This window comes from Paucilactobacillus salsurae (assembly GCF_054784995.1).
Window position 1 is genome coordinate 106487 of sequence record NZ_BAAHWX010000001.1, and the last position, 18941, is coordinate 125427.

At 38.1% G+C, this 18941-nt stretch carries 26 protein-coding genes and 1 pseudogene; 5 read left to right on the top strand and 22 right to left on the bottom strand.

Annotated elements, in window-relative coordinates:
• The first annotated feature begins 44 nt into the window (after positions 1-44).
• A complete protein-coding gene (locus ACYVQZ_RS00555; protein ID WP_461239452.1) occupies positions 45-470 on the top strand; it encodes a MarR family winged helix-turn-helix transcriptional regulator in 426 nt (141 codons plus the stop codon).
• A 102-nt stretch (positions 471-572) separates the two neighbouring features.
• Positions 573-1436 carry a DegV family protein gene (locus ACYVQZ_RS00560; RefSeq protein WP_461239453.1) on the top strand — a complete coding sequence of 288 codons (864 nt, stop codon included), beginning with the start codon at positions 573-575 and terminating at the stop codon, positions 1434-1436.
• A gap of 43 nt (positions 1437-1479) precedes the next feature.
• Here the strand turns inward: ACYVQZ_RS00560 and ACYVQZ_RS00565 are convergent.
• The 7 genes and pseudogenes from ACYVQZ_RS00565 to ACYVQZ_RS00595 all read right to left on the bottom strand — a co-directional run bounded on the left by ACYVQZ_RS00565 (position 1480) and on the right by ACYVQZ_RS00595 (position 6043).
• Positions 1480-2709 (bottom strand): annotated as a pseudogene (locus tag ACYVQZ_RS00565) (DUF2075 domain-containing protein).
• Positions 2710-2958: 249 nt separating this feature from the next.
• Positions 2959-3360 carry a hypothetical protein gene (locus ACYVQZ_RS00570; protein ID WP_461239454.1) on the bottom strand — a complete coding sequence of 134 codons (402 nt, stop codon included), beginning with the start codon at positions 3358-3360 and terminating at the stop codon, positions 2959-2961.
• Between the two features lie 22 nt (positions 3361-3382).
• Positions 3383-3760: a DUF1634 domain-containing protein gene (locus ACYVQZ_RS00575; RefSeq protein WP_461239455.1), complete on the bottom strand. Its 378-nt coding sequence runs from the start codon at positions 3758-3760 to the stop codon at positions 3383-3385.
• Positions 3760-4614: a sulfite exporter TauE/SafE family protein gene (locus tag ACYVQZ_RS00580; protein WP_461239456.1), complete on the bottom strand. Its 855-nt coding sequence runs from the start codon at positions 4612-4614 to the stop codon at positions 3760-3762. The genes ACYVQZ_RS00575 and ACYVQZ_RS00580 overlap by 1 nt, the downstream gene beginning before the upstream one ends.
• Positions 4615-4707: 93 nt before the next feature.
• Positions 4708-5226 carry a peptide-methionine (S)-S-oxide reductase MsrA gene (gene msrA, locus ACYVQZ_RS00585; RefSeq protein WP_461239457.1) on the bottom strand — a complete coding sequence of 173 codons (519 nt, stop codon included), beginning with the start codon at positions 5224-5226 and terminating at the stop codon, positions 4708-4710.
• A 16-nt stretch (positions 5227-5242) separates the two neighbouring features.
• Complete coding sequence (gene msrB, locus ACYVQZ_RS00590; protein WP_461239458.1) at positions 5243-5677, bottom strand: peptide-methionine (R)-S-oxide reductase MsrB; 435 nt, start codon at positions 5675-5677, stop codon at positions 5243-5245.
• A gap of 15 nt (positions 5678-5692) precedes the next feature.
• On the bottom strand, positions 5693-6043 hold the full coding sequence (locus ACYVQZ_RS00595; RefSeq protein ID WP_461239459.1) for an iron-sulfur cluster biosynthesis family protein: 351 nt from the start codon (positions 6041-6043) through the stop codon (positions 5693-5695).
• 401 nt (positions 6044-6444) lie between these two features.
• Here ACYVQZ_RS00595 and ACYVQZ_RS00600 point away from each other — a divergent pair, with 401 nt between their 5' ends.
• Entirely contained in the window at positions 6445-8391 is a 1947-nt protein-coding gene (locus ACYVQZ_RS00600; RefSeq protein ID WP_461239460.1) for a snapalysin family zinc-dependent metalloprotease, read from the top strand.
• Between the two features lie 90 nt (positions 8392-8481).
• Here the strand turns inward: ACYVQZ_RS00600 and ACYVQZ_RS00605 are convergent, their stop codons facing one another.
• The 4 genes from ACYVQZ_RS00605 to ACYVQZ_RS00620 form a co-directional block, all read right to left on the bottom strand.
• Positions 8482-8961, bottom strand: a complete 480-nt coding sequence (locus ACYVQZ_RS00605; RefSeq protein WP_461239461.1) for an AP2 domain-containing protein — start codon at positions 8959-8961, stop codon at positions 8482-8484.
• A gap of 261 nt (positions 8962-9222) precedes the next feature.
• Positions 9223-9603, bottom strand: a complete 381-nt coding sequence (locus ACYVQZ_RS00610) for a hypothetical protein (RefSeq protein ID WP_461239462.1) — start codon at positions 9601-9603, stop codon at positions 9223-9225.
• Positions 9604-9608: 5 nt separating this feature from the next.
• Positions 9609-9929, bottom strand: a complete 321-nt coding sequence (locus ACYVQZ_RS00615; RefSeq protein ID WP_461239463.1) for an acetyl-CoA carboxylase — start codon at positions 9927-9929, stop codon at positions 9609-9611.
• Positions 9907-11208: a Y-family DNA polymerase gene (locus ACYVQZ_RS00620; protein WP_461239714.1), complete on the bottom strand. Its 1302-nt coding sequence runs from the start codon at positions 11206-11208 to the stop codon at positions 9907-9909. The genes ACYVQZ_RS00615 and ACYVQZ_RS00620 overlap by 23 nt, the downstream gene beginning before the upstream one ends.
• Before the next feature lie 147 nt (positions 11209-11355).
• Between ACYVQZ_RS00620 and ACYVQZ_RS00625 the strand changes: the two genes are divergently transcribed.
• Both ACYVQZ_RS00625 and ACYVQZ_RS00630 read left to right on the top strand, forming a co-directional pair.
• Positions 11356-11628, top strand: coding sequence for an AbrB/MazE/SpoVT family DNA-binding domain-containing protein (locus tag ACYVQZ_RS00625; RefSeq protein ID WP_461239464.1), 273 nt, complete (start codon positions 11356-11358; stop codon positions 11626-11628).
• Positions 11628-11993, top strand: a complete 366-nt coding sequence (locus ACYVQZ_RS00630) for a type II toxin-antitoxin system PemK/MazF family toxin (protein WP_461239465.1) — start codon at positions 11628-11630, stop codon at positions 11991-11993. Before ACYVQZ_RS00625 ends, ACYVQZ_RS00630 begins: the two co-directional genes overlap by 1 nt.
• Positions 11994-12069: 76 nt before the next feature.
• Here the strand turns inward: ACYVQZ_RS00630 and rpmF are convergent, their stop codons facing one another.
• The 11 genes from rpmF to rplT form a co-directional block, all read right to left on the bottom strand.
• A complete protein-coding gene (gene rpmF / locus ACYVQZ_RS00635; RefSeq protein ID WP_461239466.1) occupies positions 12070-12249 on the bottom strand; it encodes a 50S ribosomal protein L32 in 180 nt (59 codons plus the stop codon).
• 46 nt (positions 12250-12295) lie between these two features.
• Positions 12296-12853, bottom strand: a complete 558-nt coding sequence (locus ACYVQZ_RS00640; RefSeq protein WP_461239467.1) for a YceD family protein — start codon at positions 12851-12853, stop codon at positions 12296-12298.
• Positions 12854-12932: 79 nt separating this feature from the next.
• Positions 12933-14072: a nucleotidyltransferase gene (locus ACYVQZ_RS00645; protein ID WP_461239468.1), complete on the bottom strand. Its 1140-nt coding sequence runs from the start codon at positions 14070-14072 to the stop codon at positions 12933-12935.
• Positions 14073-14081: 9 nt separating this feature from the next.
• On the bottom strand, positions 14082-14825 hold the full coding sequence (locus tag ACYVQZ_RS00650) for a class I SAM-dependent DNA methyltransferase (RefSeq protein ID WP_461239469.1): 744 nt from the start codon (positions 14823-14825) through the stop codon (positions 14082-14084).
• Positions 14822-15181, bottom strand: a complete 360-nt coding sequence (gene rsfS, locus ACYVQZ_RS00655; protein WP_461239470.1) for a ribosome silencing factor — start codon at positions 15179-15181, stop codon at positions 14822-14824. The genes ACYVQZ_RS00650 and rsfS overlap by 4 nt, the downstream gene beginning before the upstream one ends.
• Positions 15182-15235: 54 nt before the next feature.
• Positions 15236-15829 (bottom strand): bis(5'-nucleosyl)-tetraphosphatase (symmetrical) YqeK, encoded by a 594-nt coding sequence (gene yqeK / locus ACYVQZ_RS00660; protein ID WP_461239471.1) that lies wholly within the window; start codon positions 15827-15829, stop codon positions 15236-15238.
• A complete protein-coding gene (locus tag ACYVQZ_RS00665) occupies positions 15822-16457 on the bottom strand; it encodes a nicotinate-nucleotide adenylyltransferase (protein ID WP_461239472.1) in 636 nt (211 codons plus the stop codon). Before ACYVQZ_RS00665 ends, yqeK begins: the two co-directional genes overlap by 8 nt.
• A 14-nt stretch (positions 16458-16471) precedes the next feature.
• The gene (yhbY, locus tag ACYVQZ_RS00670; protein WP_461239473.1) at positions 16472-16783 is read right to left on the bottom strand and encodes a ribosome assembly RNA-binding protein YhbY; all 312 of its coding nucleotides are present in this window, start codon (positions 16781-16783) and stop codon (positions 16472-16474) included.
• Positions 16784-16805: 22 nt separating this feature from the next.
• Positions 16806-17924: a ribosome biogenesis GTPase YqeH gene (gene yqeH / locus ACYVQZ_RS00675; protein WP_461239474.1), complete on the bottom strand. Its 1119-nt coding sequence runs from the start codon at positions 17922-17924 to the stop codon at positions 16806-16808.
• A complete protein-coding gene (locus ACYVQZ_RS00680; protein ID WP_461239475.1) occupies positions 17917-18447 on the bottom strand; it encodes a YqeG family HAD IIIA-type phosphatase in 531 nt (176 codons plus the stop codon). Before ACYVQZ_RS00680 ends, yqeH begins: the two co-directional genes overlap by 8 nt.
• Before the next feature lie 133 nt (positions 18448-18580).
• Complete coding sequence (rplT, locus tag ACYVQZ_RS00685) at positions 18581-18934, bottom strand: 50S ribosomal protein L20 (RefSeq protein ID WP_461239476.1); 354 nt, start codon at positions 18932-18934, stop codon at positions 18581-18583.
• Positions 18935-18941: the final 7 nt, after the last annotated feature.

The window sequence follows — 18941 nt, forward strand, 5'->3', positions numbered from 1 at the left end:
TTATTGTATACTACAACTACAGATAAAATCGTGGAGGGGTGTTTATGAAAGACAGTTTAACTGCGCTTCGAGATATTGAAAAAGAGCATAAAAGCGCATTATTAGCGGTCACTAAGAAAGCTAATTTAACAATTGCAGAATGGCAGTTGCTGCTACATATTCTTGATGATAATACCACTCAAGAGCAACTTTCAAATGCCACCTCGCTTGATACGTCCACGCTTAGTCGACAATTGAAAAGTCTTGTCAAAAAAGAAATGTTGGGCAAGACACCAACTGGTCGAGATAAACGGCAACTTATCTATAACGTTACGATTGCTGGGCAACAAGCCGTTAAGCTCATCAATGAAGCGTATTTGACTTTAGAACGCCAAATTTTTGATCGTTGGACTGATGAAGAAAAGAATCTGTTGCAAATATTGCTTAATCGACTAGATAAGAGTATGAGTCGCATCAATAAATATAAATAAGTTTAAAAAACAACCAACTAGGTATGACATTAGTTGGTTGTTTGTGTGTTTTATGATAACATTATTTGGAAATAGATATGATTATGTGTGGAGGAATGAATAATGAAAATCGCTGTTGTGACTGACAGCACTGCGTATTTGTCAGACGATGAAGTAGAAAAATACAATCTGACAATTGTTCCAATTCCAGTTATTATTGATGGAAAAAGTTATCGTGAAGGCATTGATATTACGACCAGTGAATTTTATGAAAAGCTGCGCAATTCACAGTCGTTTCCAAGTACTTCGCAGCCCCCAGTTGGCGAAATGATTGAATTGTATCAAAAATTAGCAGATGAAGGATATGACACGGTTATCAGTATCCATTTATCTAGTACCATTTCAGGCTTTTTGAATAGTTTACAACAATTAAGCAATGAGCTTACTAATATTCGTTTAATTCCATTTGATTCACAAGTCACTGTCAAATTGATGGGCTATTTAGCTATAGAAGCATCAAAATTGGCACAAGGTGGTATGGCTGCTGATGATATTATTGATCACTTAAAAGACTTGAGAGCAACAATTGGTAATTACTTTATTGTGGACGATCTTCAAAACTTAGTACGTGGTGGACGTTTATCAAATGCATCTGCATTTATCGGATCAATTTTGAAAATTAAACCTTTATTAACGATGAATACACCATCCCATGAAATTGAAGCTTTTGAAAAAGTTCGTTCTACAAAAAAGGCACTAGCTCGTGTTGAAGAACTTTTTGCGCATGACATGAGCAAAGTGGATTATCCTGTTAAAGTCATGATTATCCATGCTAATGATGAACCCGCAGCAATCAAGTGGCGTAACAAATTATTAGAACAATATCCTAATATCCCGTTTGAAATTACTTATTTCGGTCCAGTTATTGGCACCCATTTGGGTGAAAAAGCCTTGGCCATTGCTTGGATGCAAGATACTGATAGATAGCTATTATTATATTTTTTAAATTAAAAAGCTGTTCTTTGAGTCGTCAAAGAACTGCTTTTTGCATGCTAATCAAAGCCTGTCGTAGGGCAGGATCATGGGCATATAAATAAGTACCATGAATACCTCTCTTAAAAAGGACATTTAGCGAATTAAGAACCATTTTAATTTCTAAATCATGAATTTCAGTTTCATCAGTCAGATCTGAACGTTTTTTAAAAGTCTCAATATCCGTGTATTGCAATAAATCGATTCGAATTTTATTAGTCTGTGGGTCCAACTTAATGGGTGGCCCTAAGATAATACCAGTGTAATTCAAATCAAAGCCCTGACAAGTATAAATTGAACCGACTTCATTAATTGTACTTTCAATTTCCGCCCAAGGCGTTGCAGTATAGTTATATTGATCCCAAGGCATTTTAAAATCGCCTTCCACAATGTAATGTTTACCACCATCAAGCGTGGATGGATATCCTGAAGTTTACAAAATGCGTGATAATCCAACTTCTTGATTTCGTTGTACAATTTTTTGCCGCATTTTTTCCGCATCATCAAATATTTCAAAATCGTAGTGATCATTCGCGTTTATAGGAATGTCAGTCAGCCTTTGTTGATCAGTAAATGTATCAAACCATTGTAATAATTGCTGACTAGCGGTCATTCTAAATTGATGAGTTAAATAATATTCTTCATGAGTGTACGCACCTAAGAGGTTGAATAAACGTGTTTTTGTCCATAAACTTTTCATTTTTAGTACTTGATGTTCATCAAAAACGATAATCACTACTTTTGAGTGATTAATGATTTCTTGTAACTGATTTTTGTGATAGAAATTATTATAGTGATCTGGTTGAGATAGTAATAAATGGGCCTCATCAATAATAGCAATGTCTGAGGTATTCACATGCTTGTCCAACTGATTAATAAAGGTAGTGGGGCGTAAATAATCTTTTTTTAGTAAATTTGGCAATGTACCCGCAATTTGCTTATAAACCTTTAGTACCTCAGGATGATTGACAATAAAATGATTACTTGTATGATACAATTTGCTGCTTTTGTCGGTACGGGCAGCATCTTGAATAGTTTTAAATAAGTGTGAAAGAACAACACTTTTTCCAGTACCAGCGTCGCCAATAATCGTGAAAATAGCCGGTGTCTTAGTTTGCAAATGGTTCAAACTAAACTGATAAACACGATCTACCAGTTGCTTTTGTTCTTCAGTTAGTGGTTTAAATGGTGACAGTTTTGTGACAGCTTCATTTGTATCTAATTGCAAAATAAATCAATCCTTTAAATAATTACTTAAAATGATGAGAGGGAAAGTTAATTCTAGGTTGAATTTTTATTTTCTTTATTCTAGTTTACATAATATATATTATACGAAGTAGTATAGAAATAGAAAAAACTTTTCCCAAAATTTTTATACCTACCTTTCTATTAAGCAACTTACTATTAATTGAATCAAGTATTTAGAATTAAAAAATAATCTTCAGTTTATCAAAACGATACTGAAGATTATTACTTGTTAATTACTTTTTTGATTTTGCTGCAAAAAATCTGGTTTGACTTCACGTGGTACCGTTAATGCAGCACCATACATTTTTTCCGTGACATGACCAATCATATCTGCGGCTTCAGGCAAAATCTGATTAACCGGTTCTTCCGGATGCTCTAAATCAGTAATTTTGACGGTTTCTTCGTTTTCAGATGGTGTTTTGAACACTCCAGAAGCCAGTACTTCAACTAACTGTTTACCATTTTGAGGATCAAGAACAGCAACATTAACTGCAATTCTCAACTGATCTTTATGGGGCAAATTGACCTGGACACCATAATTCGTGTTAACCGTCAATTCTGATCCAGTAGGAAAAATACCTTGTGCATTAACCTTGTTGACGTGTTTTTCAAGTAATTCGTAATTTGACATTAGTTTACTCCCGTTTTTTAGTTTAAATACCATACATTCCAATAATCATTGCAAAAATTAAAATAATCAGGACGATTGTTGTAATCCAGACATACATCATGTCTTTAGCGACAAAGAACGCATAAATTGATACAACCACTCGTAAAACTGGCGTTAGAATTAGCAAGAAGAGTCCTAACATGATAATGGCATAGGGTTTAAAAGCAAATAAGCCCTGAAAAATAGCATGAAACGTGGTCGGATGATACGTACCAGCATATCCTGATTCACCGGTAACTAAAAAGATTACGACTCCTAATAACATCACAAAAGCTGCTAGGTAAACACCAACTTGCATGACGTGGCCAATCATCAATTCGACATTATTCATTTCAGTTTGTTGATCTGTTTTTTGTGACATTAAAAGCTCACCCCAAATCCTTTAAGAAACATCTGAATCCCCATATATAGCAAAATTGGCACGAAAATGATACGCAGCATTCGTGGTTTGATTCTTTGCATAATACGTGTCCCAATTGCAGCTCCAATCAAAATTCCTAAAGCTAATGGTGCAGCAATTTCAGGCCGAATGGAACCATCAAAAAAATAAACGGTCGCACTAGCGGCAGCGGTGACCCCCATCATTAAGTTACTGGTGGCACTAGATGGTTTTAAAGGCATTTTCATGATGGTATCCATGGCAATCACCTTGAATACCCCACTGCCAATTCCTAGCAAGCCGCTGGCAATCCCAGCGCCAAACATCATCGCAAATCCACCAGGAACATGTGTAACTTGATAATCTTCTTGTTTCATTAAAACTTTATCGTAATACGTGCCATTTAGTTTCAGCCGTTCAGACATACTATCTGCAACAGTATCACGATTTTCGCCACCATCACGTTTCTTATTGCGCAATTTTTGAATCATGTTATAACTTGAGTAAAGTAAGAAAGCCCCAAATAAAGTTTCCAACCACAATGGATGAATGATGCCAGTTAAAATGGCCCCTGAAATGGCACCAACTGTCGTTGCGATTTCCAAAAACATGGCCACCCGTAAATTTAATAAATCATCTTTTAAATAGGCTATTGTCGCACCAGAACTAGTTGCAATCACAGCAATGACGCTAGCACCGATTGCATAGCGAATTGGTAACCCCATAAAAACGGTCAAAATCGGAATGACAATCATGCCACCACCGATACCAAGTAGTGATCCCAGCGTTCCTGCGGCAATACCGACAAGTAATAAAATAAATGCTGTTGACGCCAAAGTGATACGCTCCCTTAGTTTGAATTTAAAAACATACTTAGATTATCTCACTTTTTGATTAATTTCCCTATAAAAAAAGCATGATTTCTCATGCTAATTCCAATATTGATGTTTAAACTGATCTCGTCCACCCGCTTCTTCCATGGCATAGCGAGCTGGATCTTTCTTATAAAAATCTTGATGATAATCTTCAGCTGGATAAAAAGGTTTAGCATCTTCAATTTGTGTGACAATTGGATCGTCAAACGGATTATTATCAATTAAGTTTTGGCGAGATTGTTCTGCAATCGTACGTTGCTGATCATCTTTTACAAAGATGACTGGTCGATAGCTATCACCACGATCTTGAAATTGACCCATTGCATCCGTTGGATCGGTTTGTTGCCAATAAATGTCAACTAAGTCTTTATATGAAATTACATCAGGATCAAACGTGATTTTGACCGATTCGGTGTGCCCCGTAGTTCCTGAGCACACTTGCTCATACGTTGGATTGGCGACATGGCCACCCGTATATCCGGAAATAACACTCTTAATTCCTGGTTGTGTATCAAATGGTTCAACCATGCACCAAAAACAACCACCTGCAAAAATTGCTGACTCTTCTGCCATTGTCTTCATCTCCAAATTAATTCTCAAATAATGTTTTATATTGACCATTACCAGTTTCATCTAGTTTATCATACGGAATGAACTTTAACGCCGCCGAATTGATACAAAAACGTAAGCCACCGGCTTCTTGTGGTCCATCCGTAAATACATGACCTAAATGTGACTTAGCTTCACTACTGCGAACCTCTGTGCGAAACATCGCATGACTGGTATCAAGATGATTTTTAATGTTTTGTTGGTCGATTGGTTTAGTAAACGAAGGCCAACCACAACCGGCATCATATTTATCAGTTGATGAAAATAGTGGTTCCCCACTCACGACATCAACGTAGATGCCTGGTTCATAAAAATCATCATATTCACCAGTAAATGGGCGTTCTGTGGCTGCATTTTGGGTAACTTCATACTGCAAATCGGTTAATTTTTGTTTTAGTTGTTTTGAATCTTTCATCACATCATCCTCCAGCTATTTCACTTTGGTTAAATCCATTACTTGAACATTTGAATCAATCATTTCTGAATCTGAACTAAGCGGTAGTGTGAAAAATTTAGAATCGAAATCTAATTTTAAGTTTTCACCTAAGTATTGTTTTGAGTAACCTTTAATAAAAATTGGCCCGATATTTGAATCCAGTTGCAGATCATAATCAGGTGTGTCCAGTTCTGGGTCTACTTTAATCAGTTGAAATGCAGTATCTAATGAGCACACCCCCACTGATGAAAACTGGCCAACTCCGTCATCATAACTCAGTAATAGTTTGACCTGGCCATCTAAGTTTAATCGTTTTTTTGCTGCCTCAGTCACTGTTAATTCCATGATTTATGCCCCCGTTTTCATTAAATCGTATACAACTTATTTATTATAGTTAGTTTAGCATACTGCTATTCGATTGCAATTATCCTGCCTATTATCATTTTGGTAAAAAACAAAAAAGACATAATCCACCTGTTTGCCTATTTGGTACCTAAAAACGCAAATGTTTATCGAAAGTGTCTTGTTAGTTTTCTTTCATAATTCTTACAATTTTTGATCATATTATTACCTATGGTCTTTCAACATTATTCGCTATTCTATGGTCAGAAATTAAAGGTTATAACTAGTTTATAGTTCATGCCCTTAATTTTTTAGGTCTTATGTTGACATCATGCTTTATTTGTTCGTTACAGTTTACGTTTTTGTTATAGCTACTTGGAGGAAACGCATAAGAGGTGAACATCATGAACACTCAACAAAGTCGTCGCCTGAAAATGTACAAAAGTAAGAAACAGTGGTTGATTGCCGCAGCCACAACTTCTTCCGTTCTTTTCGGGATCAGCATCGTTAGTGTTTCTGCAGATCAAACAACACAGCAACCATCAAATTCGTCCGTTTCAGTAACGCAGTCCGTATCAAAGACAAGCTCGGTGAATACAACCAGTACCAGTAGTGTCAGTCCTAACACGTCCAGTACTGCGGTAGTTAATTCGACTACTTCTCCTAGTCAAGAATCAGCTGCCAATGCATTACCACTTGATGTTGCCGATGATACGGTAATTGTTGCAGATTCATCCAGCAGTCCATACGCCGAAATGACCATTGGACCAGAAGATGATAGCTCGTACACTGATGATAACTATCAAGAAAACAGTGTCGATCAAAATGCAACAAGCGCTCAAAACCAAACCATTCCAACTGGTTGGCAGGCCATCACACCATCTTTTATGGTCGATGAGTCACGCCATATCTATTACAGCACTGAGCACACCATCTATGGTCAGGCTGCGGATCAGGCGGCTAACTTTTGGAACAAGCAAATTGGTGAAACTGTGTTAGTCAAGGCAAGCAGCGTCCATCCTGCCAATGTCGCTCTTGCCGACTATCATGATTCGATACTCAGCACGTTAGCAACTACAGGAAACGATGGTTCCATGCTGATTAATCAATCCTTGATTGAAGACGAAGGTTATAATGCCTTTAACGTCATCGCTCATGAGTTTGGTCACACACTTGGATTAGAACATTCGCCTTATTCAGGTGATTTGATGTACGCCCTCGTGCCACGTGGCAGTATTACGACCCTTAGCACCTATGATAAAGCCGCATTGAAACAATCGATGAACCGCTGGAGTGAGCCTGCTGACCTGGTTGCTAAACACATGTCTTTTGTTGCTTATGCGCAAACTGACCGTTTACCAACCACAACGCAACTCAGTGACGATATTTTTACTCGCTGGCGTTCGGTGCGTTCCTTACTCAACACCGCTCTTTCTACCGCGCTTGCGATCAAAAATCCTAGCAGTCAGTTATTGAGTGCCATTAAAGCTGGTAAGACAATTGTTTCCACCTTAACAAAGGTTGGTGTTACTGACATTAACGTTGTTAAAAGTGAGATTGCCTTACTCAACTTGTATGGAACACTAAATTCAAGTATTGCGCTTTCTTCACTCAAACTGACTAACAGTGAAATCATCACTGATCTGGCAAACGCCTTTAAGTCGAGTTCAACGTTAGTTGTCAATCGCACGCTCTTTATCGAAGTTGCCAAAGCCGTGAATACAAACTTAAAAAATAGTTTGAAAAAGACCCTTAGCGATAGTCAGTTAACTGCCCTAGCTGACAAAACGTTTGGTAAAGTGACTAACCCCCCCACTCAAACTAGTTCACCTACCAATACGGGCACTCAAACTAAACCAAGTACCACACCTTCAGTAACAAAACCTGGTTCGACAACCACGATCACTACTGGAATCCCCCCGAAGAACTCGCAAACAAACTCCACTTCGGGCCAAAAAAATCAAACATCCATCCCAAATACCCCAGTGGATCAAGGCGGTCATACCACTACTTTACCTGAGACTGGAACTGACCTCAGCACTAAAACACCACAAACTTCTCAAATCACCAAACACAAGCAAACCAACAAAAATTTAGCTGCTAGTGGGTCAATCAGTCAAAGTAAAGCTAGCGTGAGCTTAACGACCAATAACGAAGCAACCACGCCCGCTTCATCTAAAGTTATCGAAGTCGACATTGCGCCTAGCACCACAACTCAGCATTCTAATGCAACGAGTCATCAGCAACTGCCGCAAACTGGTGAACTCAAAACCGCAGTTTTCTCCTACTTTACCGGTTTAATTAGTTTGATGAGTCTCATCGCAATTGCCTTGCGCAAGCGATGGAATTAGTTCTTCCCACATTTGTTCGTGGAATTTGTCCAATGATTTACTACTCCAAAAAGGGATCTTAACGCTGTCGTTAAGATCTCTTTTTTATAGTTATCTAATTTCTGCTTTTTTATGAAAATAGTGTTGTTCAGCGTTTTTTCGTGCATCAATTGCTGCATTTAATTCGGTAAAACTTTCCATCAGTACGTATTTATGTTCATACATTAACCGTGCAAACCAGCGTCCTGTTTGTTTATCGAACGAAACACCAATTACACCACTTTGATTGCGGCGATTTTTTACTAGTGATGCATAAGCGACACCGTCTGCGTTTTTTAATGTTGACGTGTCACCCATATGCGCAATTGCTTTTGAATTATTTAAAAATCGTTTTCTAGCAACTTCTTTTCGATAACAACCACAACTTTTTATAATTCCTTTTCTTAATTGCGTACTATCCGCAATTGTCAAGCGACCACAGTCACAACGACATAACCAGCGAGCGTTGCCATTAACTGAATTGTGATTTGCTTTACTTAAGACCGTGAGGCGGCCGAATTTTTGCCCTGAGATATCGATTAATTTACTCATTTCTTCCACCTACTTTGTTTAATTGTGGTTCGAGATATCATTCATCCTTAACCACATTATCAAAATACGTGAAATATCTAATTTTTCTGTTATAGAATTTAGAACGATTTAACATGAATTTACTAATTTTTTCTAAATTATGAAGAAACGTTGATCATGTTTTGTCCCACAAATTTTCAGTTTTTAAAAATTTTAGAGACATTTCCACTATTTACCATAATTAGATTTTCTCGTTAGCAAATATGATAGTTTCGTCAAAAATTAACACATCCGAACATTCCGAATCTCTTCCAACTCCAGAACACTATACTGTTCATCACTACTCTGCACTACAATCTTATCGTCATCCATTCCTCGCACTTTGCCGGTTAATGACTCAATTAATTCTCCTTTTTGTAACTGATTTAATTGCACGTGTACTGGCTGTTGATGCAACCAAGCATCTGCTAATCTTCGACTAATTTCAGCGATTTCTTGTTTATCGCCAAGCACTTCAGGTTGTTCATCCACAAACATTTGCTGTAGCGCACTGGTATGATCTGACAAAAAGTAGCCTCCCCATTTCAGCATGCCGCGGTCCTGATATTCACAGGCAAAGAAACGTTCAAACACTTTTTCATCGTCTACTCGATCAATTTGCATCTCTATCACCTAATTTTCTTTTGACTAATTGGCCAGACTAAATCATCAAAATGACGATACTTAATGGTCAAATGATTTTCTTGTTTCACTAGTCCCACTACACGCTCTAAATAAGTTAAGTCTTGCTTTGTGATCGAATGCAGCGGAATGGAATGTTCATATGTCAGTGGATTCACCACTTCAATAAACCAATTATATTCATGCAAATACTGATTATTAACCACTTCCAACCAATATTGATGATGCCGTTTTGCTTGAAAGTATTTTTGAATTCGTTCTAGAATTAGTTTTGATGTCTCTAATTCAGTCAAAACTGTTTCCGCCATTATGACCACCTACCAATGCTGACCTTTCCAATAACGTCCCGCCTTTAAGCAAACTACTAGCCATGATTAGCTTTGTAATGCCAAATCGATCACGAACACGATCAATCACACGTTCAAATGAATCTTGTTTAATCTGTTGTTCAGGCGTTTCAAACAAATTTAATTGCATACCCGTATCTGGTGATAACCGCGACAACCCGACCATCACATTGCGAACTTCTTGCCCCGTCCAACTCTCACGGAACAATTCAAGTAAATGGCGCACGATTTGATCAGTGTTACTGGTAACATCGATACGCCTAGTGCGACTAAAACCGACCCGGCCATCGTCTTCACTACTAGCATAAGAAAAACCAATCGACAAACTCACACTACCAGCTGCTTGTTGATGATGCCGCATCCTGGAAGCAACTTGCTGTCCAATTTCACTAATGACAATTTCAATCTCGCGTTGTGTGCGGTAGTCTCTCGGCAGGACTTGAGAATTACTCCAACTTTTCTCTGCAGGTGTAATCAAGTGGGCTAGCTGACTACGATCAACACCACGTGCCAGCGCAATCAGCTGTGATCCCATCACGCCCAGCTCTTGTTTCATTTGAAATGGATCAGCATGCGCTAAATCATCCATGCTCACAATACCAATTCGATTCAGATGCGCTTGTGTCCGATGACCAATACTCCAAACTTTAGTAAGATCGGTAATTGGCCAAATCTTGGCAGCAAAATTCGCAAATGACAGTTGTCCCATCAAATCATGATCATGTTTAGCAAAAATATCTAAGGCTAGTTTTGCTTGAACCGGATTCTCACCAATTCCAACCGTCGTATACAGGCCAAATTGGTCTTTAACGGCCTTTTGCATCCGTTTAGCTACAGCTAACGGCGATGGTCCAAATAATTGCCAGGACTTCGTCATATCGATGATTGATTCATCAATTGAATATGGATACACGTCTTCATCAGCCGCAAATGAGCGAAAAACACGATTAATTTGCAGATTACGTTGAATATATAGATTCATGCGTGGTGGAACGACTTTTAATTTATTGGGTTTCGGTAAATCACGTTGACGTGAAACATTGCTGATGCCATAAAGTTTTTTGGCTTGTGGCGATGCTGCTAGTATCAAGCCACCACCACCCACATTATCTGTTTCAGACATCACGACTAATCGTGATTTAAGTGGATTTAGCCCCCGTGCCACACTCTCAACACTTGCGTAAAATGACTTATTATCAATCATGAAAAAGACACCATGCGGTTCGTTTGAATAATCCATCATTTTCACCTCGCAAATTCGATAACTATATTATCGAACATTTGTTCGCTGTTTTCAAGCAAAATTGTCCGCTATTCTCTAACCAATTTTTCTTGTAAGTACCATGTCATTACTTTATAATAACTCTAAAAGGATAGGTGATCATTTATGGATGCTCTAAAATCATTTGGAAAATTCAAGTCTCATAAAAATGGAAACACCCGTGCAGTGACGATTCCAAAGAGTATTAATTTACCCGACGATCAAGAATATGAGTTAGAAGTAGCTAAGGACAATACGCTCATCTATCGTCCAATTTTAAATAATGACAATCCTTGGTTAAATGAATCCGCAGCTAACTATGATTTTCAAAAAGATATTAATGAATTGGAATTTAAAATGGGGACTGAAACACCTCAAGGAAAGGAAAAAATTGATTAATGATTGTTCCCAAAACTGGTGATATCATTTGGATAGATACCGAACCCCATGCCGGACATGAAGAAGGCGGCCACTCTCCTGAAACAGGCAATATACGACGACCTATGATTGTTTTATCTAACGCTCAGTACAATACTGCCACTGGTTTTGTAATGGGCATGCTCATTACGTCAACGCATCATACAAATCACTCATTTTATTTACCATTCGCTGACTTTGATAGTGGCATTAATGGTGATATTGTGACATTTTACATGCCTACATATGATTATCATGCACGACATGGTGAAATCATTGGACATGTTGCTGACAATGCAATTATTAAAGAACTCCACAAACGAATTTCTCAAATTTTAGCAAATTAAGCTCAATCTCATTTAAAAATATGTACAAAAAAAGAACTATCTGGTCCTAGGTGCCGAGATAGTTCTTTTGGTGTTATTAGTTGTTCTTTGAAACAACTTGCTTGCCATCGTAGTAACCACAACTTGGGCAAACCATATGTGACTTGCGTAATTCTCCACAATTTGGACAAGGTGCCAAACCAGGAACAGCAAGTTTAATGTGACCACGGCGCATTGCCTTTTTAGTCTTTGAAGTCTTTCGTGCTGGGACAGCCATTAATGCCACCTCCTTAAAAATTTTATCCACACATTTTTAATGTCCGCTAATTGTCATTATTATCCTGATCAGGAAACAGTTCTTTTAATTTAGCAAGACGTGGATCAACAGAGTTATCTTCTACCGCTTGGGCATCATCATAGTCATCTTCAGAAATAACTTCCCAATCATGACCTGTGGGCATTGGCGCCCCTTCTGATTCCTCGGGCGATAGAATACGCATTGGAATTTGTAACACAATGTTTTCGGCGACGGCCTCATCGAGGTCAATCGTTTCATTATCCAATACAATCACCGTTTCATCTTTTTCGTAGCGGTCCAAATGTTCTGAACTTGGTAAATAAAATTCAGTAAATTCGAACTGCGTTGGAAATGGAACCGGTGTGAGTGAACGACTGGATGGCACGGTCAAGTTAGTATCAACTTTAATGGTTACCATCACGTCCCCATCTTTATATGACAAGTATCCTGATACTTTGACAGGATCAACATGCAAAATCATTTCTGGGAATCGTTCAGTTAATGTAGCATCTAAATCTAAGGTATCATCGATGTGAAGTGGCGTGTCTTTGTACTTCTGTAACTCGTTTAAAGACCATTTCATAGTCCGTACCTCCCTAATGCAACGTGCTTAATTATACTAGCACCTAATTTGATTGTCAACGTAATATCCTTGACAGGTGTTATTTAATCACGGGTTTCCTACGCATATCTTGTTCAACGTGACTCATTTGTTCATATAGCTTACCTGCACGATAGTCTAGATTCAGCAACCCCTGTTTTAAATCAACATCCATTTTGGTGATTAATGGTAATTTTAGCTGCTTTTTAAGCTCATGCAGATACTGTTGCCCAACAGTGTTAAACCCTAGTACGCGCAAGTATAGCTGGTCATAACAACGTTGCATCTCGCCAGTTGTGATTTGCAAAAGCGTGTACAAACAAACCCGCTGTATACGTGAGTATGTATACCTTTTGGATTTAGCGGCCTTCATAAATTCGGTAAATGTGCCTGCATTTTCCGCTGCCTGTTTCAATCGATATTCTAAGCCTTCCGACATTTGATAAATCTGTTGTAAATATGAAATAGGCGCTTGCGTTAATTGATAGCGTAACAACGGGTATAATTGCGTCCAACTTGCATTATATTCAGTATCGGCTAAATCGTTTAGCGTTTGTGTCGAAACAAATTCGTTGAGCCGCGAGTCCTGATTAATTGCTGCTAACCGAATAGCAGACGCACTGGCAAATGGCTCTTGTGTCGGTAAATCAGTACTTTTATAACCTGCTCCCTGACGCAAAATCGGGTGTAAGTTAATCGATGAATTAAGTGCCAATTTTGCTTGGGTATAACCAAAGGCCAAAATATCATTTGATTCCGTCAGTGATAACCCTGTTTGTGCTTCCAATTGTTGGTTAAATTGAGTTGCGTAGGTTGCATTAAATTTCGTAAATTCTTGTGATTGAAATTTGCTCTGTGCTGCCACTAACTTGTTAAAGTCCCACTGGGGATGTTCACTTCCAAATACCAAATCACTCACTTGCAGTGCGTCCAATAGGCGTAAGGCCCCATTAGCAAATAAATGTGCTGGTTGTACGGCCGCAGCCACTGGTAACTCAATGACTAAATCGACACCATTTACCAACGCTTCATTTGCCCGTGTCCATTTGTCTAATATTGCAGGTTCACCTCGTTGAACAAAGTTACCACTCATGACGGCAATACTAACGTCAGCATGCGTTAGCTGCTTCGCCTGCTGTAAATGATACAGATGACCATTATGAAATGGATTGTATTCAGTTACTAGTCCCACAGCTTTCATTGTAAACTCCTATTTCTGACACTCAAAAAACCATCTTGTGGTTTGATCATTAACCGTTTGTTTTCCAAAATCAGCACTAACGTTAATTTGTTTAAATCCGACCTGTTTCAGCGCTGCTTGATAATCTGTTAAGTCATACGTGCGTTCATAATGCGTTTCTGAAACACGATCATAGCCATGAATGCTGTCATTCCAATTAAAAAAACTCAGCTCATGGATCACAGCGTGTTCAACTGTTTCGTTTGCAAAACTACTCCATAAAAAGGCCCGTTTTTGTTCTGGGTCATCAAAATTATACATATAGCCAGGATAAACCACATCGGTTTGATATGGGCTAATGACATCAAATAAAAATCGACCATTATCACCTAGATGTTCATAAACTTGTGCAAACACAGTGGTAATCTGTGACAAATCATCTAAATAACACAGCGAATCAGCGAAACACGTTACTAAATCAAATTGATCCAAATCACTCAAATCAAGCATATTAGCATTAACTAGATCAAGGTTGACATTTGCTTTTTCACGATGTTGGTCTGCTAAGCTCAACATCTCATCAGAAAAATCGGCCACCGTAACTGTTAGGTTTTTTTGAGCCAATAAAACGGCCAATCGACCAGCACCACCAGCTAAGTCTAAGACCGTCTTCTCATTATCTTGTTTAGTTGCCATCACAAAATCAGCCCATTGTTGATACATTTCGCTATCAAACAACTCGTCATAAAGCTGTGCAAAACTCGTATAAATCATGCTTCACTAACCCACTGGCTGACATTAACTAGGGGTGCTTGCGACCATAATTTTTCCAAGTTATAAAATGAACGTTGATCTGTTTGGAAAATATGCACAATAACATCTCCCAAATCAACTAGAACCCAATTAGCGGCTTGTTTGCCTTCAACACGGCCAACTTCGATGTCTTGTTTATGTGCTTCTTCAACAACCGCGTCAGCAATCGCTTGCACTTGGCGGCTTGAGTTAGCATTCATAATAACAAAATAATCTGCCATCAAACTGACTTCTGAAACATCTAATGCCACAATATCTTCTGCCCGTTTGCTATCTGCTGCTTTAACTGCCGTTTCTAAAATTGATTTACTATCCATGAAATTCTCCTTTATTACTGAAATGTGCTTCGAAAAACTATTTTTCAACACACGCTATTTTGCAACCCATTCATTATAAGTATCAATTGTCTTCGGATAAATTGGTCGTTGATTTTGAATTAAATAAGTTAACGTTTGTTTGGTTTGAATAGCAACTCCCGCTGCTAAATCACTTTGGGTGAGTTTTCTTGCCACCTCAACGCCATCAAAATCACGTGCTGGTTCAATATAGTCAGCCATATAAACAATCTGCTCTAATTTACTCATTACCGGGGCCCCAGTTGTATGATGGCGAACCGCATTCAAGATATCTTCATCATCAATCCCTAACTCGGTTTTAATCATTTCAGCACCTACAACACCATGCCAAATGGCATTACCGTAATCCAACAGTTCTTTTGATAAGTGCTGTTGTTTAATCACTTGAATGAAGTCTTCATCAGGCCGTTGCTTGGCGTAATCGTGAACTAATCCCGCAATGCTAGCTTTTTGGATATCCACACCATTTTTTTGTGCCAATTCAATGGCTGTTTGCTCCACGCGTAAAACATGTTCAAAACGCGACTTAGAAAGTGCCTGTCTCAACTTTTCAATTAATTGTTCACGGGTCAATGACATGATTGTTTCATCATATTTAATTTCAGTCATGATATAAATGATGCTCCTTAATATATTGCTCAACTGCCTTAGGGACAAGATAATTAATCGATTGACCGGTTTTAATGCGATTTCGAATATCGGTTGAACTAATATCAATTAATGGTGCATCGACCCAAATAACAGGATAATTACTTTCATCGCTAAAACCACGACGTCTGATGCCCACAAATGTAACCATTTGTGCCAATTCATCTATTCGATGCCAAGTTGGTAGATAGGCCACCATGTCGCCACCAATGATAAAGTAGTAATCTGTGTCAGGATGGAGTCGTTTTAATTCACTAATGGTATCAAAGGTATAACTGACACCGCCGCGATTAATTTCGGCCAATTCTAAACCAAACAAAGCATTATCCGCAATTGCCAATTGGATCATTTCAACGCGCGTTTGGGCATCAATGGCCTCTTTGGCATCAACATGCGGTGGAATCATATCAGGCAAAAACAGCACTTGATCAAGTCCTAATGCGTGTCCCACTTGATCAGCAACAATCAAATGACTCGTATGAATTGGATTGAATGTTCCACCATATAACCCCACACGACGTTTCTTTTTTGTTTGTGTTTGAGTTTGTAATTTTGTTTGAGTATTCTGTGTTGTTTGACCCTGCACCACAGTTGTCACTTCCCTTAAATTTTGGCAACTTGATCTGATAATTGACGTAATTCTTTTTCTTGCGAAACTTTAAATAAAACAAGTACCCTACCAATAATTTGAACGACTTGAATATCGGTTTGAGTTTCAATATAGTCACGCACTTCATCAGTATCGACATCAGCATTTTGTAAAATATTAACTTTAATTAATTCTCTTTTATCTAAAGCACCACTTAATTGATCAAGCCAATTAGGCGTGAGTCCATTTTTACCAACCGCAAACATTGGTCGTAAATGTTGAGCGTTTGCTCGTAAAAATCTTTTTTGTTTTCCACGTAATTTCATTAATTGTCTTTTCCTTTTTTTATTAAATCATTGCTCGTCTAACCACGACAGAAATTCCTTTTGGTGCCCAGCCAGAAACACTAGTTTGTGCCGGAAGTGTAATCCAACCAAGACCTTCAAAAACAAGATCACTTTTTTCATCAATATGGAAGGTATGTTGCACTAGTGGTGGCAACGTGTCTTTTTCATCAGCAGTCGGCGGGGTTAATAAATCACCTACATGTTGATCATAGAAATGATCAGCATTCTCTAACTTAGTTCGATGGAGCGTGAGATTATTATCAAAATAAGTCACAAACCCTTTTTTTGGTCCTTTGTCATAATCAAAACGTGCAACACCACCCAAGAAAATAGTTTGTTGATCATTTAGTTGGAATGTACGAGGTTTGATTTCTTTTTGTGGTGCCACTAATTTCAGTGCTTTGGCTGAAAGCACATGCGCCATCTGGTCATTGTGAATAATTCCTGGTGTATCAACCATTTGATGGCCATCATCAAGTGGAATTTCAATTTTATCAAGAGTTGTCCCTGGAAATCGTGACACTGTGATCAGTTCTTGAACACCTGTGGTTTGTTTCAAAATTTGATTAATCAGCGTTGATTTACCCACATTCGTAACACCGACGACATACACATCGCGATTCTGACGATATTTTTCAATTTGCTTTAACAAACTAGTAATTTGATGACCTTTTTTGGCTGAAACTAACGCCACATCTTCAGGATAAATACCATTGATATTGGCTTGTTGCCGCATCCAATCTTTTAACTTACTGCGTTTGAGTGAACTAGGAAGAATATCTTCTTTATTTCCTACTAATAAGATCGGATTATCACCGACGAAACGATGAAGTCCCGGAATCACACTACCGTTGAAATCAAAAATATCCACAACATAAACGATTAATGCATTGGCATCTTGAATCTGTGTCAATAATCTTAAGAAATCATCATCAGTGAGTGACACTGGCATAATTTCATTGTAGTGGCGCAGACGAAAACACCGTTGACAATATAATTCATTTTTTTCTAGTCCCTTTTGGATTGCTGATTCAGGGGTATAGCCAATTTCGTTGGCATCAGTTGATTGTATTAAAGCACCGCAGCCAATACATCTCAAATCTTTCGTTGTTTCAGTCATTCAAATCCTCCTGCCAGTGTAATGTGTGATACGTATTCAGTAACTTTTTCATAATAAATTTTTCCATAAATCGATTAATGCTGGTATTCCAAGCATCCGTATTAATTAGGGGTTTGACCAAAATACTGTAAACACCAGCCTGATTAGCAGCAACCATGTCTGTTAATAATTGATCGCCCACCATAACCACTTCAGTGGGTGCTAAATCAAGTTTCGTTAGTGCGCGCTTAATGCCGTATCCCAATGGTTTTAATGCACGCGAAATAAACGGTAGGTTTAATGGCGCTACCGCACGTTGAACTCGTTCGGCACTATTATTTGAGATAACAATTAATGGAATTTGCTGTTCATTTAATCGAGTCATCCAGTCTTTTAATTGCTGAGTGCCATCAGGATTATTCCAAGCAATTAAGGTATTATCTAAATCCGTAAAAACAGCTCGAATACCAAATTTTTTTAATTGTTTCGGATCGATATTGTAGATAGAATTAATCATCCATGTTGGCTTAAATTCATTTATCATTCGTCACTTTTCCTTATCTGTCTAGTCGTCTTATTATATTGAAAAACGCGATAATAATCAATTGAACCAATTGATTTGTTCTATGTAAATAAAAAAGGTCAGAACAAGCCTGCTCTAACCTTTAATTGAAAAACTATTTACTTGCTTTTTTAGCTTCATCAACCAAAGCGGTAAATGCGGCAGCATCGCTAATTGCTAATTCTGCTAACATTTTACGATTAACGGTAATGTTAGCTAATTTCAAGCCGTGCATCAACTTGCTGTAGCTAATATCATTCATTCTAGCAGCAGCATTGATTCTAGCAATCCATAGTGAACGATAATTGCGTTTGTTTTGCTTACGATCACGGAAGGCATATTGATATGACTTCATCACTTGGTCTTTAGCTGTCTTAAATAAACGGTGCTTTGAACCACGATAGCCTTTCGCTAATTTCATTATTTTTTTGCGCCGAGCGCGTGTAACTGTTCCACCTTTAACTCGCATTGTGGTA

Excerpts from the sequence above, each read along its gene's own strand:
- ACYVQZ_RS00555 (WP_461239452.1), top strand. The coding sequence starts at position 45 with ATGAAAGACAGTTTAACTGCGCTTCGAGATATTGAAAAAGAGCATAAA.
- ACYVQZ_RS00560 (WP_461239453.1), top strand. The coding sequence starts at position 573 with ATGAAAATCGCTGTTGTGACTGACAGCACTGCGTATTTGTCAGACGAT.
- ACYVQZ_RS00570 (WP_461239454.1), bottom strand. The coding sequence starts at position 3,360 with ATGTCAAATTACGAATTACTTGAAAAACACGTCAACAAGGTTAATGCA.
- ACYVQZ_RS00575 (WP_461239455.1), bottom strand. The coding sequence starts at position 3,760 with ATGTCACAAAAAACAGATCAACAAACTGAAATGAATAATGTCGAATTG.
- msrA (WP_461239457.1), bottom strand. The coding sequence starts at position 5,226 with ATGGCAGAAGAGTCAGCAATTTTTGCAGGTGGTTGTTTTTGGTGCATG.
- msrB (WP_461239458.1), bottom strand. The coding sequence starts at position 5,677 with ATGAAAGATTCAAAACAACTAAAACAAAAATTAACCGATTTGCAGTAT.
- ACYVQZ_RS00595 (WP_461239459.1), bottom strand. The coding sequence starts at position 6,043 with ATGGAATTAACAGTGACTGAGGCAGCAAAAAAACGATTAAACTTAGAT.
- ACYVQZ_RS00600 (WP_461239460.1), top strand. The coding sequence starts at position 6,445 with ATGAACACTCAACAAAGTCGTCGCCTGAAAATGTACAAAAGTAAGAAA.
- ACYVQZ_RS00605 (WP_461239461.1), bottom strand. The coding sequence starts at position 8,961 with ATGAGTAAATTAATCGATATCTCAGGGCAAAAATTCGGCCGCCTCACG.
- ACYVQZ_RS00610 (WP_461239462.1), bottom strand. The coding sequence starts at position 9,603 with ATGCAAATTGATCGAGTAGACGATGAAAAAGTGTTTGAACGTTTCTTT.
- ACYVQZ_RS00615 (WP_461239463.1), bottom strand. The coding sequence starts at position 9,929 with ATGGCGGAAACAGTTTTGACTGAATTAGAGACATCAAAACTAATTCTA.
- ACYVQZ_RS00620 (WP_461239714.1), bottom strand. The coding sequence starts at position 11,208 with ATGGATTATTCAAACGAACCGCATGGTGTCTTTTTCATGATTGATAAT.
- ACYVQZ_RS00625 (WP_461239464.1), top strand. The coding sequence starts at position 11,356 with ATGGATGCTCTAAAATCATTTGGAAAATTCAAGTCTCATAAAAATGGA.
- ACYVQZ_RS00630 (WP_461239465.1), top strand. The coding sequence starts at position 11,628 with ATGATTGTTCCCAAAACTGGTGATATCATTTGGATAGATACCGAACCC.
- rpmF (WP_461239466.1), bottom strand. The coding sequence starts at position 12,249 with ATGGCTGTCCCAGCACGAAAGACTTCAAAGACTAAAAAGGCAATGCGC.
- ACYVQZ_RS00640 (WP_461239467.1), bottom strand. The coding sequence starts at position 12,853 with ATGAAATGGTCTTTAAACGAGTTACAGAAGTACAAAGACACGCCACTT.
- ACYVQZ_RS00645 (WP_461239468.1), bottom strand. The coding sequence starts at position 14,072 with ATGAAAGCTGTGGGACTAGTAACTGAATACAATCCATTTCATAATGGT.
- ACYVQZ_RS00650 (WP_461239469.1), bottom strand. The coding sequence starts at position 14,825 with ATGATTTATACGAGTTTTGCACAGCTTTATGACGAGTTGTTTGATAGC.
- rsfS (WP_461239470.1), bottom strand. The coding sequence starts at position 15,181 with ATGGATAGTAAATCAATTTTAGAAACGGCAGTTAAAGCAGCAGATAGC.
- yqeK (WP_461239471.1), bottom strand. The coding sequence starts at position 15,829 with ATGACTGAAATTAAATATGATGAAACAATCATGTCATTGACCCGTGAA.
- yhbY (WP_461239473.1), bottom strand. The coding sequence starts at position 16,783 with ATGAAATTACGTGGAAAACAAAAAAGATTTTTACGAGCAAACGCTCAA.
- yqeH (WP_461239474.1), bottom strand. The coding sequence starts at position 17,924 with ATGACTGAAACAACGAAAGATTTGAGATGTATTGGCTGCGGTGCTTTA.
- ACYVQZ_RS00680 (WP_461239475.1), bottom strand. The coding sequence starts at position 18,447 with ATGATAAATGAATTTAAGCCAACATGGATGATTAATTCTATCTACAAT.
- rplT (WP_461239476.1), bottom strand. The coding sequence starts at position 18,934 with ATGCGAGTTAAAGGTGGAACAGTTACACGCGCTCGGCGCAAAAAAATA.